Source organism: Psychrobacillus sp. L4 (assembly GCF_042944905.1).
GTDB lineage: Bacteria > Bacillota > Bacilli > Bacillales_A > Planococcaceae > Psychrobacillus.
On record NZ_CP168496.1, the window covers coordinates 1,715,781 to 1,728,477 of the forward strand.

19 protein-coding genes are annotated in these 12,697 nt (G+C 34.7%); 14 read left to right on the forward strand and 5 right to left on the reverse strand.

Features of this window, described 5'->3' with window-relative positions; translation table 11 throughout:
• Positions 1 to 125 precede the first annotated feature (125 nt).
• The 3 genes from ACEPXG_RS08080 to ACEPXG_RS08090 all read right to left on the reverse strand — a co-directional run bounded on the left by ACEPXG_RS08080 (position 126) and on the right by ACEPXG_RS08090 (position 1,164).
• The gene (locus ACEPXG_RS08080; RefSeq protein ID WP_391209181.1) at positions 126 to 311 is read right to left on the reverse strand and encodes a YjcZ family sporulation protein; all 186 of its coding nucleotides are present in this window, start codon (positions 309 to 311) and stop codon (positions 126 to 128) included.
• A 308-nt stretch (positions 312 to 619) separates the two neighbouring features.
• Complete coding sequence (locus tag ACEPXG_RS08085) at positions 620 to 886, reverse strand: hypothetical protein (protein ID WP_391209183.1); 267 nt, start codon at positions 884 to 886, stop codon at positions 620 to 622.
• Positions 887 to 1,020: 134 nt separating this feature from the next.
• Positions 1,021 to 1,164 carry a YjcZ family sporulation protein gene (locus tag ACEPXG_RS08090; protein ID WP_413790114.1) on the reverse strand — a complete coding sequence of 48 codons (144 nt, stop codon included), beginning with the start codon at positions 1,162 to 1,164 and terminating at the stop codon, positions 1,021 to 1,023.
• Between the two features lie 1,344 nt (positions 1,165 to 2,508).
• Here ACEPXG_RS08090 and ACEPXG_RS08095 point away from each other — a divergent pair.
• On the forward strand, positions 2,509 to 2,568 hold the full coding sequence (locus ACEPXG_RS08095; protein WP_235863244.1) for a YjcZ family sporulation protein: 60 nt from the start codon (positions 2,509 to 2,511) through the stop codon (positions 2,566 to 2,568).
• 894 nt (positions 2,569 to 3,462) lie between these two features.
• Positions 3,463 to 3,711 carry a transcriptional regulator gene (locus ACEPXG_RS08100; protein WP_391209185.1) on the forward strand — a complete coding sequence of 83 codons (249 nt, stop codon included), beginning with the start codon at positions 3,463 to 3,465 and terminating at the stop codon, positions 3,709 to 3,711.
• Here the strand turns inward: ACEPXG_RS08100 and ACEPXG_RS08105 are convergent.
• Positions 3,703 to 4,122 (reverse strand): hypothetical protein, encoded by a 420-nt coding sequence (locus ACEPXG_RS08105; protein ID WP_391209187.1) that lies wholly within the window; start codon positions 4,120 to 4,122, stop codon positions 3,703 to 3,705. The genes ACEPXG_RS08100 and ACEPXG_RS08105 overlap by 9 nt on opposite strands.
• Positions 4,123 to 4,505: 383 nt before the next feature.
• Between ACEPXG_RS08105 and ACEPXG_RS08110 the strand changes: the two genes are divergently transcribed.
• The 7 genes from ACEPXG_RS08110 to ACEPXG_RS08140 all read left to right on the forward strand — a co-directional run bounded on the left by ACEPXG_RS08110 (position 4,506) and on the right by ACEPXG_RS08140 (position 7,978).
• Positions 4,506 to 5,671, forward strand: a protein-coding gene (locus ACEPXG_RS08110) for an IS3 family transposase (RefSeq protein WP_391202224.1) whose coding sequence is annotated in 2 segments (ribosomal slippage) — positions 4,506 to 4,782 and positions 4,782 to 5,671 — 1,167 coding nt in all. Because the reading frame shifts where the segments join, the coding sequence is not laid out codon by codon here.
• 236 nt (positions 5,672 to 5,907) lie between these two features.
• Complete coding sequence (locus tag ACEPXG_RS08115) at positions 5,908 to 6,153, forward strand: hemolysin XhlA family protein (protein WP_391209189.1); 246 nt, start codon at positions 5,908 to 5,910, stop codon at positions 6,151 to 6,153.
• 14 nt (positions 6,154 to 6,167) lie between these two features.
• Positions 6,168 to 6,428 carry a phage holin gene (locus tag ACEPXG_RS08120; protein WP_391209191.1) on the forward strand — a complete coding sequence of 87 codons (261 nt, stop codon included), beginning with the start codon at positions 6,168 to 6,170 and terminating at the stop codon, positions 6,426 to 6,428.
• Positions 6,428 to 6,652, forward strand: a complete 225-nt coding sequence (locus ACEPXG_RS08125; protein ID WP_391209193.1) for a hypothetical protein — start codon at positions 6,428 to 6,430, stop codon at positions 6,650 to 6,652. The genes ACEPXG_RS08120 and ACEPXG_RS08125 overlap by 1 nt, the downstream gene beginning before the upstream one ends.
• Positions 6,653 to 6,676: 24 nt before the next feature.
• Complete coding sequence (locus ACEPXG_RS08130) at positions 6,677 to 7,174, forward strand: hypothetical protein (protein ID WP_391209196.1); 498 nt, start codon at positions 6,677 to 6,679, stop codon at positions 7,172 to 7,174.
• Between the two features lie 211 nt (positions 7,175 to 7,385).
• Positions 7,386 to 7,628 (forward strand): transcriptional regulator, encoded by a 243-nt coding sequence (locus ACEPXG_RS08135; protein ID WP_391209198.1) that lies wholly within the window; start codon positions 7,386 to 7,388, stop codon positions 7,626 to 7,628.
• A complete protein-coding gene (locus ACEPXG_RS08140) occupies positions 7,607 to 7,978 on the forward strand; it encodes a YolD-like family protein (RefSeq protein WP_391209200.1) in 372 nt (123 codons plus the stop codon). Before ACEPXG_RS08135 ends, ACEPXG_RS08140 begins: the two co-directional genes overlap by 22 nt.
• Before the next feature lie 142 nt (positions 7,979 to 8,120).
• On the opposite strand, the gene ACEPXG_RS08145 is transcribed toward ACEPXG_RS08140, so the two are convergent.
• Positions 8,121 to 8,528 (reverse strand): hypothetical protein, encoded by a 408-nt coding sequence (locus ACEPXG_RS08145; RefSeq protein ID WP_391209202.1) that lies wholly within the window; start codon positions 8,526 to 8,528, stop codon positions 8,121 to 8,123.
• Between the two features lie 464 nt (positions 8,529 to 8,992).
• Between ACEPXG_RS08145 and ACEPXG_RS08150 the strand changes: the two genes are divergently transcribed.
• The 5 genes from ACEPXG_RS08150 to ACEPXG_RS08170 all read left to right on the forward strand — a co-directional run bounded on the left by ACEPXG_RS08150 (position 8,993) and on the right by ACEPXG_RS08170 (position 12,617).
• Positions 8,993 to 9,430: a BrxA/BrxB family bacilliredoxin gene (locus ACEPXG_RS08150; protein ID WP_391209204.1), complete on the forward strand. Its 438-nt coding sequence runs from the start codon at positions 8,993 to 8,995 to the stop codon at positions 9,428 to 9,430.
• A complete protein-coding gene (locus tag ACEPXG_RS08155; protein ID WP_391209206.1) occupies positions 9,427 to 10,206 on the forward strand; it encodes a class I SAM-dependent methyltransferase in 780 nt (259 codons plus the stop codon). Before ACEPXG_RS08150 ends, ACEPXG_RS08155 begins: the two co-directional genes overlap by 4 nt.
• Positions 10,207 to 10,489: 283 nt before the next feature.
• Entirely contained in the window at positions 10,490 to 11,065 is a 576-nt protein-coding gene (locus tag ACEPXG_RS08160) for a YpjP family protein (protein WP_391209208.1), read from the forward strand.
• 85 nt (positions 11,066 to 11,150) lie between these two features.
• Positions 11,151 to 12,095 carry a thymidylate synthase gene (locus tag ACEPXG_RS08165; RefSeq protein WP_391209210.1) on the forward strand — a complete coding sequence of 315 codons (945 nt, stop codon included), beginning with the start codon at positions 11,151 to 11,153 and terminating at the stop codon, positions 12,093 to 12,095.
• A 21-nt stretch (positions 12,096 to 12,116) separates the two neighbouring features.
• Entirely contained in the window at positions 12,117 to 12,617 is a 501-nt protein-coding gene (locus ACEPXG_RS08170; RefSeq protein WP_391209212.1) for a dihydrofolate reductase, read from the forward strand.
• Positions 12,618 to 12,697 lie beyond the last annotated feature (80 nt).

The following is a 12,697-nucleotide window of genomic DNA, read 5'->3' on the forward strand; positions in this document are numbered from 1 at the left end:
GAAAGCAGTTCTAACTGAAAAGTCTACCTTTTTCTTGTAAGAGTATAAAAAGACAGGTCATGAAAGCCTGTCTCAGATAACTGAAGATTTCTGTTTTAAGTTTAAAGAAGGTCCTTACATATATCTCAACAGTCAACATCATTTCCAACCCTATTGTTGGCGGTTGCGGCAATAATAATTAAAAGAATAAATAAAACAACAATTAAAGCGAATCCTGATCCAAGTCCGTTCCCAGGTCTGTATCCAGGTCCAGTTCCACAACCACAGCCACAACCATTTCCATATCCATAACCATAACCTGCATTTACCATTTGTACACCTCCTATATAACGAGATGTTTTATCCTATGTCATTAATAAATGTTTGTCTGGTTCATTTGTTTAGTTTTTAGAACTAATTCTTCATTTACTGGAAGCATGCTCATCAGTTTCGACCTTAAGACATGGCTTATCCAAGCCTACAGCGGAATTACCAGTACCTATCGCCATTCTCTAAGCAACTACCAAGCCATCCGCACCAAAAAGGCTACTATTCTATCGAGTAGTAGACAAAAACCATTGCCTACCTATTAGTCTTGAGAGGATTAGGTTAAATGCTTAATGTATTGGGATTAATTTACCTACAGCCAATGATGTCTCCTGTTGTTTAGTTGAATTTTTAGCCTTTCATTTTCGGCGGTTAAATGGTCAATCTGTTGCTGCATGCTTCTATATTCATCATTATCACCTTTTTCTTGAGGTTCTTCTTCTAATGCAAGTACTGAAGCAATACTTGCTATAGCATCGCCAATTTTAGCTATTGCTTCACCAATGACGGCAAGTTTTTCGGCTTGACTCTCTGTTTGGAGGTTTTGGCCATTTTGACCAAAGCTTTTATTGAATTTCAAATTGTTAGCCTCCAGTACTATGTGAACTAATAGTTTATTTTATGCTTTATATATTTTTGGGTGAAGAAATACTTGAACTTCTGTGTATAACTAAAAAAGACAGGTTTTATGACCTGTCTCAGTTGTACAGCAGATTAGCAACCATAACCGTTGCCGTAGTTTAAGAAAGTTGCCCCAACAATAATTAATAGAATAAACAGAACGACTAGTAAAGCGAATCCTGAACCGTAACCATGTCCTGCATATCCTGGTCCACAAACATTACCAGCATAACCCATCTTGTGCACCTCCTAAATCGGGATAGTTCATTCTATGTCAATGATGGATATTGGACTGATTCATTCGTTTAGTTTTAAAAAGATGTTTTAAACCACCGGAGCACAATCAGGGAGATATGACGAGTTAGCTAATGAATCTGCCAAACCGTGAACAGGTTTAGGAACAGGTGGTACATTCCAACGAATTTACCTGTTGCAACATCTAATCTTAAGATCGTGAGTAAAGATCTAAGTGGTGAAATAGTTGGAATCAAAAACACAGATACCAAAGCGGTTAGTTTGAATGGCTGCACATTTGATTCCATAGTAGGTAACCAAACATTTTATTTCCCTAATTATTCACTTGCAACAGGAAAAACTGTTTATATAAATGTTAGTTCTTTGCTTGAAAATTAAAAAAATAAAATACAATTACAAGAACTGCTCACTTAATTGTGTGCGGGGCTTTTTATTTGTTCAAAAACAGAATTATTTGCTAGGTGCATAAAAAACATACGTTCTCATATAGTGAATAAAAAGGAGAAGTCGAATGTGCGTATAAATATTTTGAAGTGTTTAGACCGAGGACAGATAGCAGACATGATTTACATAGCGAATAACGGTGAAATCAGTAAAAGGCGAGTAAAGGTATTGAGTGTGGACGATACTACTTTCGAAGCTCATTGCTTCAAACGAAAAGCTAAAAGGATGTTTAAAATAGAGAACGTACTCGCATTTGTTCCTGTTACTCATAATGAAAGGAACGTGATCTAATAGCCTATTTCGATGAAATGATGGATAATCCGGAATTATCAAGAGTAGTGAACAGAGGATCTAAAAAGTGGGTAGTATACCCTCCTTTCTGTATGGCATTGAAATACCAAATTAAATAATGATCGCTCTTTATTAACTGTTCGTATATTGAAAAAGGTGATGAATTTCGAATTTATCAATTCAAAGGCTTGTAGATGCTATACCAGCAAATGTTTATTATGAAAATGCAATTATTAGGATTGCTGAAATCAATAAAGAAATGTCTAAATTAAATGAAGCAGATATAAAAGATTTAAAGATACAAATTACTAAATCTTCAATGACATTTTTAAGCTCTGCTCACAAATGTGGGTGGGGGTTCCTATTTTACTTGAAAGTATAACTAACATAGCTTCCTAAATTCTTCAAGTAGTTTAAATGGGTACCAAAAAAACCAACTAATTAAATTCTTAGATACGAGATAATTTACCTTATCCATAACATAATCTTTTCATAATCTATAAATATCATTTGGAAAGGAGGGGGTATATGATGAATGGATCTAGTGAAGGCGAATATGGTGGATCAGGTAGAAGAGAATCGAACTTCGCATTGATTGTAGTATTGTTTATCTTACTAATTATTGTCGGAGCAAGTTTTATGGGCTACTAATCAAATATGATGTAGAATATTAGAATTAATCGAGAGAGTTTCAGTTTTGACAACATCACTTTTTAGTCGTGGGGCATTTTATTTGTCTGGTTTATAAACGATTTTTAGAAAGATGATTGATTAAGTAGGTAAAAATAATATCGATACAATCCCATTTTGTATCTCCTCTTCTAAAAAAGCGACTTTCTCCTAATCGAGTTGGTCGCTTTTTGATATTCCTCGTCTTTTCTCAATCAATTCCTCAAGTTCGCCCAAATCCTCTAATGTTGACTTTTTCCGAATAAAACTACCAACTATAGAACGATTCTTCAAATAGTTACTATATTCTTTATTTTTGTATGACCATTGTTTATGAGTTTCACCTTGACAGTTTATTTTAGTTTTCATATCTCAGTCGGAGTGAACAGGAGTTTATAATAAAAATATTAGTTGAAAGAGACAATTTGTCCACTCATTACTCCTCCTCGTCCATATTATATGTCTAAGGCTGGCCGGCTTATTAAAACGAAAGGAGGGAATAGTATATGTGTATTGAAAATCGAAGAAGAAGACGTAGACGTCAAGTAGAGTTGGTTTGTGAATGTCGAGAAGTACGGTTTGATCGCAACCGCAACAATGAGTTTCAATGTCAATGCAGAGAGAATAATCGAAATAACCTCAATATATTTAGTAATATGGATCGTGATGATCGAAATCACCTTCACAATGATGAATTCAGATGTCCATGCAGAGAGAATAATCGCAGAGATATTAATTTCAGTTGGTGAAAGTATTTAATTTAATTAGTACGACAAGACAATTCTTCTAGAAGAAAGAGCTTGTAAAATTAAAGGAGGCCAATCCATTCGGACTGGTCTTCTTTTTTATTAGTTGCACAAAAAAATACTTTTGCATATGATAAATGAAAATAAAGGAACAAATGTACGTGTTTTATTAGATATGTATTTCAGTTGTGGGCAGATCGTTGTATTAATGTATCTTTCGAAATCAGGTGAAATCAGTAAACGAAACGTGAAGGTAATAAAAATACAAGGTGAATCATTTCAGGCTTATTGCTTTAAACGAAATGCCAAACGTACTTTTCTAATTGATAATGTACTGGCACTTGTTCCTGTTATTCTTAAAGAAAGGAACTTAATCTAATGGCTTTCTTCGACGAAATGATGGAGACTCCAGATTTATCAAAATTACGTGACGGAAGCTATTGATTTCCATAGTGCCGCTATGCTGAATATCTTGTTTATCTCTCCATTTATCAGGTCTACGATTCTTCAACCAAAATATTTGGGCTGTTGTATCTGGACTGACTTCTTTAGTCTTTTCTTCAACAAGTACACTTTTATGTTTAGAAACTTGTAGCTCTACTAGTCTTATTTCTTCTAGTGTCGCCTCTGGATGCTCTATTTTGAATCGGTTTATTGCAACCTGTTTCAATGCATAATGTTCTTCCTCGGACATTTCAACTTGAGCATATTTCTTTTCTCTATATTCATAGCCTAATGCACGTTTGAGCAAGGCGTTTTCAACTTCATAGTCAATTACTTCCTTATTCAACACCTATCTTGAAAACAGAAGGATTTATATCTGTAGCTTCGCCATCTACACCTACAATTTTGGTAGCACCTAGATTTATTAAAACGATATTGAACAAATATTCACCAACTGCAACATTGACATCATTAAAACTTGTAAAGAGGGTCAGTGTTTTGTTTTTTGGTAAAGTCACAATAACGGGTATTCGTAAGAGTTAGGTAATGTGGACGTAGCATAAGCTAGTGTTATTTTTTATATTCTTTTTAAAAATTCATGATATTATGAATATAAAAAAGGGCTGGTTCTATGGGTATGGGTGGACTAACCTAAAATAATGAGACAATATAAAACACCTTCGATAGTGGTACACTTAAAACAAGTACTTAAATCGGAGGTGTTTTTGCATGGGCAAAAACGTGTATTCAAGTGAAATTAAATGGGCAGTCGTGAAAGATAAAATGAGCGGTCATCTTACGACGAAAGAAATTATGGAGAAATACGGAATTAAGAATAAATCTCAAATTGAGACATGGATGAGATGGTATAGAGCGAATGAAATTCATCGTTTCGATCAACCGATCGGGAAGCAATATTCATTTGGGCATGGACCTGAATTTAAGAGTGAAGAAGAGAAGAAAGATACACAAATGAACCATTTGAAAATGGAGAATGAGATTCTAAAAAAGTATATGGAAATGGTAAAGGAGTTGAAAAACAGCTAGTTCTTCAAATCGTGGAAAAGTATCGAAAAAAATATACAGTAACGGCAATTCTGTCAGCCCTTCAGGTGCCTCGATCCACCTTTTATCGTTGGTTAGCAGAAGGTGTAGAATACGTTCGAACCAAAGCAGAAGAAGCAATCATCGAACTATGCAAGAAAACGAAATACCGCAATGGTCATCGTAAAATTAAGGCGTTATTGAAAAGAGAATATGGAATTGAATTAGACCGCAATACGGTCCAGAAAACCATGCAGAAGTATAATCTTCAATGCAAAGTGAAGCAAAAACGAAAATGGAAATCACAAGGAGAGTCAGTAGTAATTGCCCCAAATTTATTGAATCGTAACTTTACAGCTAGTAAACCGAATGAAAAATGGGTAACAGATATTACGTATATTCAATATGGTAGCGTCACTTTATATCTTTCGACGATCATGGATTTATATAATAATGAAATTGTCGCTTATAAGCTCTACAATCATCAACAGACACCGTTGGTAATAGATACGCTTAAAGAGGCATTGATAGCTCGTGGAAATCCGCAGGAAGTCATTGTACATTCTGATCAAGGGAGTGTTTACACATCATATGCGTATCAGGATTGCTTGAAGGAGAATCATCTAGTGAGTAGCATGTCCAGACGCGGCAACTGTTGGGATAACGCTGTTATCGAATCCTATCATTCTAGTTTAAAAACAGAAGAATTTTATTTAACTAAGTTTAATTCATTGAGCAATATTTGCGTTATACAACGAATTGACGAATATCTTCATCATTACAATGAAGAACGTATCCAAGAAAAATTAGGCTACCTAACACCAAAAGAATTTGGCATTGCGGCAGCCTAAAATAGGTGTTTTATATGTGTCTCATATCGCTAGGTCAGTTCAGGGTTATCTTATATTTGTTATATTTTCTTTCTGTATTTTTGCCTTCTGCATTGTTTTGGGGATAATATATACTTTTGGAAAAAGGGGGAAGAACTTTTTTTAAATTAAAGGATATCCAAGACATCAAAACATAACAATCAATATTTAGAACGTCCACACGGGCGTTCTTTTTGTTTTAAATTTTAGGGTGCAGGATGGGAGAAGAATTAATCAGAAACATCTACGAACGTCTAGGTGGAATCGAAGGAAAAATTGATGATATCCGTGATATTAGCATTACTGAAGACAATGCAGAAAAAGTAGCGCAAGAAGCATTTTCAAGTACGAAGTCAGCTCATCATCGTTTAGATAAAATCGACAAAATAATATTTTGGGTTTCTACTACGATAATTGGTTCTGTATTATTAGCAATTCTTACTTTGCTTTACAACAAAAACTAGGAGGCAATTAATATATGACAAATTCACAAAATAATAATGCGCCAATTGACAAAGGGATGGTTGTTCGCACCGTTGTCCTTGCTGTTGCGCTAATTAATCAATTCCTAGTATTAAATGGGTATAGCCCAATCCCGTTTATAGAACAAGATATCGAATACGCAATAACCTCTGCGTTAACTATTTCAGCATCCTCTTGGGCATGGTGGAAAAACAATAACGTTCGCTACAAAGCTCGTAGAAATGAGCAATACCTAAAAGATAAGGGGTTGAAATAATGGTAGCTCTAAATTACGAACAAAAACATATTAAAATCCATCCGACAACACGCACTGGAAACAAGTTGTTGAGAGTTGCTGCAGAAGTGCTTCATTACATTGCAAACAATGGCGGCACTGCGGATAATCATTTCACTTATTTTAATAGCGCATTGCCAAACGATAACGATAAGTTGCCAAAAGATAAAAAACGTTATGCGAGCGCTCATATTTTTGTAGATTGAAACAAAGCTCTTGAAATTATCCCTTTGGATGAGGTAGCATTTCATGCAAATGAAAGAAAAGAAGGACCGTTAATTCCATCTTTAAGAGCAACAGCTCCAAATTACGCTGGAGGTAATGCAAATTTAATCTCCAACGGAATCGAAATGTGTGTAGAAAAGGATGGAACGATTCATCCAGATACGATTGCACGGACTGTTTTAGTTGTTCAAATGATTCAAAATAAGTTCGGAAAGCAACCAATAAATCGCCACTACGATGTCACTGGAAAGAACTGTCCAGCGCCGTTTGTTAGCAATAAGTCGTTATGGGATAAGTTTTTATGTGATGTAAATACAAAGGAGGAAACGAAAGTGGTAGAACAAAAATTAACACCTGCGCAAGAAAAAGTACGCAAAGAAGCAATGGCACTCGGTATTACAAATGGTAATGATCCGTTACGTCAGGTGAATCAATATTATGTGTGGAATGCCTTGTTACCACTTGCAAGGGAACTAGCGGAATTAAAGGGGAAAATAAAATAATATTGTTTATTCGCTAAGATAATATTTCCAGTTTAAATAGATATTGAGAAGGCAATTCTATAAATGTGAGATCCCTTCGCAGAATCTCATGAAATTACGGCCCCACTGTTGAAGAAGTGGGGCTTTTTTTATTTGTCCAAAAATAGAATAAATTACTTGTTGTATAAAAAACGTATGTTCGCATATAATATATAAAAAGGAGGGAACGAATGTGCGTATTTTATTGGAAAAGTATTTCAGTCGTGGTCAAATTATTGAATTAATTTATCTTTCTAAGTCAAGTGAAATCAGCAAACGGAGAGTTAAGGTAATTAAAATACAAGGTGAATCATTCCAAGCTTATTGTTTCAAAAGAAATTCCAAACGAACTTTTCTAATAGATAATGTGCTTGCATGCGTTCCCTTTATCCGAAAAGAAAGCATGGTGATCTGGTGGATTATTTTGACCAAATGATGGATACTCCTGATTTATCAAAATTACGTGACAGAGGATCTAAAAAATGGGTAGCGATGATGCTACCAGAACACTTGAAACTCGTCCGTGAATACATCGAGGACCAAAAGAAAACCCCTCGCCCTCAATTAGACGAATGGGATTTAGATATTATCCAAGAAAATATTCAAATAGCAATGAAACGAAATGTTGAGTTAGAAATAAAAACTTGGAATAGTGGAGTTTTTATTAGCCATATGGGCAAATTAACATGGGTGGATTTAAAGAGAAGAGTCATCGAGATGGAGGATTTATTCAAGTCGTACGTTATTCAATTAGATGATATAGTAGATGTGACTGTATTAGAATAAACAGTTTATTCGTAGCAGGTACAGCCTATTACTTTTTGGATAGAAAAGCAAAAGCTGATTTGAAAAAAGAAATTGAGTAATAAGTGTATTTAACGGTAAAAGCGACCCGTCCACAGATTTGATTGTGGGTAGGTCGCTGTTTTTATTTTTCGCGAACCAATTCTTCCGACGCCTGCTCTAATATTGGTTTATGATACTTTTCTTTTCCACCCCAACCATCTATATTAATAGTGTTTCCTATACCGTCCTTCCAACCTTCTTCGATTGGATTCGCGCCATTGTTCAAATCCTCAACTTCGTCGTAGTCGTTTAGATGTACGTAACCGATGATGACACCATCATTGTTCTCAAATCGCAATAAGTCTGTTTCTTTGTGTATTGTATAGTTTTCAAATTCCCACATTGTTTTTTCCTCCTTGTTTTCTTTGATGTATTCTTCAATCCAACTTCTAATCAAAGCAGATGCGTTTACGTGTTTCGCGTCTGTAATCTGCATGAAATCTTTTTTTAAATCAGAAGGTACGCGTATCATAATATTTTCTGATTTCAAATTAACACCCCCCTGCTTTGTATTTTCTAACTGCTTTAAATATAGCACCAATGTATTTACGTGTCAATACATATTCTGAAAATTAAAAAAGTAAAAAATGCTGCAATAAAAAATCGAAATGGAAGATACACTCAAATCGTTTGTGCTGCAGTAAGTTGTTATGTTGGAAGCAACTGTTGAACGAGATGAAAGAAGAGGAATTAAAAGAGTTTCTTGAGGATTCTCTTGCGATATTCGATGAAAGAGATGACGCAAGCAATTAAACAGGTAGGTGGTTTTTTCAATGTTATTATTCGCGAATTGTAAAACATGCTTTACAACAATACTTTTTATTTAACAAAATAATCACAAAAAACACAAAAATACTGAAAAAATGTGAAAATATACGAAAACAGCATAATAGCAAAACTAATAGAAGTCCTGTTATAATAGGATATTGAAACTAAACGAAAGTTGGCGAAACCATGAATGCGTACGATGAATATATGAAGCAAGTAGTAAAACCGATGCGAAGTGAACTAACAGATGCAGGATTTAAAGAATTGATAACTACAGAAGATGTACAAGATCATATGGCAAAAGCTGGAGGCATATCATTAATAGTGATTAACTCTGTTTGTGGTTGTGCAGCAGGATTAGCTAGACCAGCTGTAGTTGCTGCGATTAATGAATTAGAAGTAAAACCGGATAATTTAGTTACTGTGTTTGCTGGGCAAGATCAAGAAGCAACAGCAACGATGAGAAGTTATTTTGAAGAGATTCCTCCAAGCTCACCTTCAATCGCTATTTGGAAAGATGATCAATTAGCGTATTTTATTCCTCGTGAGCAAATTGAAAGCAATTCAATGGAAACGATTAAAGATCATTTATTTGGTGTGCTTTCACAAATTGTTTCTTCATGAGCGCCATTGTAACAACAGCTGGGAGAACGAATGAGGAATTTATAGAAAATGCAAAACGAATAGCCACTGAACTTTCCATACCCTATACGAAGCGGAAAAAGCAATCTGTGAAAACGATGCAAGAAGCGTTTCAATCGGATGTATTGGTAGTAAATAAGGAGAGGTTGGAGTTACACGCTTATGGTGTTACGACTCCTTTTTTCTTCCATCCTAACTCTGCTGCTTTTCGATTGAAAAGGTTACTTAAAGGAGAGCATGACGTTTTTTTACAAGCAACAAACTTGCAAAAAGGGGACCGGTTTTTGGATACAACAGCTGGACTTTGCTCCGATAGTATTATTGCTGCTCATGCAGTTGGGGATACGGGAAATGTTCTTTCATGTGAAGTAAATGAATTGATAGCTTACATAGTATCTAAAGGATTAAAAGATTATGAAACGGAATTTAATGAGTTACAATCGTGCATGCGTCAAGTGGATTTAGTTCATCAAGATGCTACGAAACTGTTAAAACAAGCGGATTCTAATTCATATGATTGCGTTTATATGGATCCAATGTTTGAAGAAATCATTGAAGAATCGTCTAATTTTGAAACGCTTCGTGCAGTTGGCGATCATAGGATGCTAACAGAGGAATGGGTGGAAGAGGCAAAACGAGTGGCAAGTAAGCGAGTGGTTTTAAAAGCCCACTTTCGTTCTGAGCTATTTCAAAAGTTCGGTTTTAGACAGTTTGAAAGACAAACCTCTAAGTTTCATTATGGTGTAATAGAACTGTGATAATTATATATAAAAACGCTTTGCATTAAGTTGCAAAGCGTTCTTGTTTTGATATTAGTCCGTAAAGTTAAGAGAAATTAAATATCCTAAAAAGAATAAAAATCCGATTCCAATTATTAAGCTTGTATCCATAATAAATTCTCCTCCTTAAATAAAAAACGTGCTGTATGTTTACATTAATTATTGTACAATGAATAATAAGAAGATGAAACCTTTTGTTCTTAAAAACGTATATTATCATAATGAGTATTACAAAAATGGTCAAAGTTGGAGGTGATAATGGATGAAAAAGTGGTTTCAAAAATCAATAATTATAACGGTTGCGTTATTAACATTCGGTCTAATTTCTCCTGATCACCTCATATGGGAGCAATTATTAGACCAAAAAAATCCTGAGAAGTCATTATTTTCGGATACAGAGTCTTTAAGACATGAACAAGTTTCATTATCAAAAGAAGAAGATTTAAAAAATTCTATTACTGTTGCAGCGAGAGAGCAAGCATACATAAAGTTTGGCGAACGAATTGGGCCTGTTATACAAAATGAGTTTGATGAAGTAATTTTTCCACGTATTCAAGAAGCAATTAATGCAACTATTTCTAACACAGGACAAGAAAAAGTTGCAAACTTAGCAATAACGGAGCAACCATCTGGTGAATATCACGAAAAGATTTTTCACGTTTATAACAATGAAACAAGAAAAGATTTAATCCGATTTCATGTCAGAACAGATAAAAAACCGCAAGAAGGTTATTACTTTAATTTCCATTACCATCTAGCAGAAGATAATTATACAAAGCATTACGCATTAGGAGAAATTTATTGGTCAAAAAACACACCTCCTAAATGGCTTTCCTAAACTTTCAATGCCCTCTTGTCGTCAAGAGGGCATTTTTTCGTTATAATGAATGCAAGAATAAAAAGTAAAGATAAGGGGCATTTCAATGGAACAGTACTTAAATTTGTGTAGACATATAAAAGATCATGGAGTAATGAAAGAAGATAGAACGGGTACTGGTACAAAAAGTTTATTTGGCTATCAAATGCGTTTTGATTTAGCAAAAGGATTTCCACTATTGACTACAAAAAAAATAGCGTTTCGTTTAGTAGTGAGCGAGTTATTATGGTTTCTAAAAGGCGACACGAATGTCAAAACATTAATAGAAGCTAATAATCATATTTGGGATGAATGGGCTTTTGAAAAATGGGTTAAAAGTGAAAGTTATGAAGGACCTGATATGACTAATTTTGGTATTAGAGCTGCAAATGATCCTACATTCAAAGCAATAGTGGATGAACAGATGAAAATCTTTTGTTCTAATATAGTGTCGAATGATGACTTTGCAAAGGAATTTGGTGACCTTGGTCCAGTTTATGGAAAGCAATGGCGTTCGTGGCCAGGTAAAAATGAACAAACAATCGATCAAGTTCAAAATTTAATTGAACAAATTAAAAAAAATCCAGATTCACGTAGACATATCATTACAGCATGGAATCCAGCAGAAGTAGATGACATGGCCCTTCCGCCTTGTCACACGTTTATGCAGTTTTATGTCGTAAAAGGGAAGCTTTCATGTCAATTGTATCAACGAAGTGCGGATGTTTTTCTAGGGGTGCCTTTTAACATTGCATCTTACGCATTGTTAACACATTTAATCGCCAGAGAATGCGACTTAGAGGTTGGAGAGTTTGTTCATACACTTGGGGATGCGCATATATACCTGAATCATATGGAACAAGTGGAAACGCAATTAAAGCGTACGCCAAAAACATTGCCAACCCTTTTATTATCATCCGAAAAAGCGTCTATTTTTGATTTTGAACTAGAGGATATTACCATTGATGGGTATGATCCGCATCCTCGTATTAAAGCGCCAATTGCAGTTTAGAATGAGAAAGGAGGAAAAAGGTTGATTTCATTAATCGTGGCACATGATGCAAACAGAGTAATAGGACTCGACAATAAAATGCCTTGGCATATACCTGGTGATTTAGCTTATTTTAAAAATAAGACAATGAATAAAGCAATGATTATGGGTAGAAAAACGTATGAATCCATTGGAAGAGTTCTACCTGGGCGAAAGAATATCATTATTACAAGAAATCCTTCTTATCAAGTTGTTGGTGCTGAAATAGTTAGTACAATTGAAGAAGCACTTAAATTGGCAGAATCATTTCATGAAGAAGTGATGGTCATCGGGGGAGAGCAAATTTTTAAAGCGATATTACCAAAAGCGGATCGGCTTTACATTACATTTATACAGAATGCTTTTGAAGGTGATACTTTCTTTCCGCTTTATAGTGAGGATGAATGGGTGCTTGTCGAAGTATCAAAGGATATGCAGACAGATGATGGGATTAAGTATGCTTACTTAATTTATGAAAAAAGGAAAGGTAAGATCCTTAACTAATTCTAGATGATGATGAAAATTATTCATTCAAAATATCCTTTAAAAGGTCAAATTTCAAATTGACGGTCATATATTGAAGA

Bases quoted from the DNA above. Each gene is read 5' to 3' on its own strand.
- ACEPXG_RS08080 (WP_391209181.1), bottom strand. From the start codon at position 311: ATGGTAAATGCAGGTTATGGTTATGGATATGGAAATGGTTGTGGCTGT.
- ACEPXG_RS08090 (WP_413790114.1), bottom strand. From the start codon at position 1,164: ATGGGTTATGCTGGTAATGTTTGTGGACCAGGATATGCAGGACATGGT.
- ACEPXG_RS08100 (WP_391209185.1), top strand. From the start codon at position 3,463: ATGATAAATGAAAATAAAGGAACAAATGTACGTGTTTTATTAGATATG.
- ACEPXG_RS08115 (WP_391209189.1), top strand. From the start codon at position 5,908: ATGGGAGAAGAATTAATCAGAAACATCTACGAACGTCTAGGTGGAATC.
- ACEPXG_RS08120 (WP_391209191.1), top strand. From the start codon at position 6,168: ATGACAAATTCACAAAATAATAATGCGCCAATTGACAAAGGGATGGTT.
- ACEPXG_RS08125 (WP_391209193.1), top strand. From the start codon at position 6,428: ATGGTAGCTCTAAATTACGAACAAAAACATATTAAAATCCATCCGACA.
- ACEPXG_RS08150 (WP_391209204.1), top strand. From the start codon at position 8,993: ATGAATGCGTACGATGAATATATGAAGCAAGTAGTAAAACCGATGCGA.
- ACEPXG_RS08155 (WP_391209206.1), top strand. From the start codon at position 9,427: ATGAGCGCCATTGTAACAACAGCTGGGAGAACGAATGAGGAATTTATA.
- ACEPXG_RS08160 (WP_391209208.1), top strand. From the start codon at position 10,490: ATGAAAAAGTGGTTTCAAAAATCAATAATTATAACGGTTGCGTTATTA.
- ACEPXG_RS08165 (WP_391209210.1), top strand. From the start codon at position 11,151: ATGGAACAGTACTTAAATTTGTGTAGACATATAAAAGATCATGGAGTA.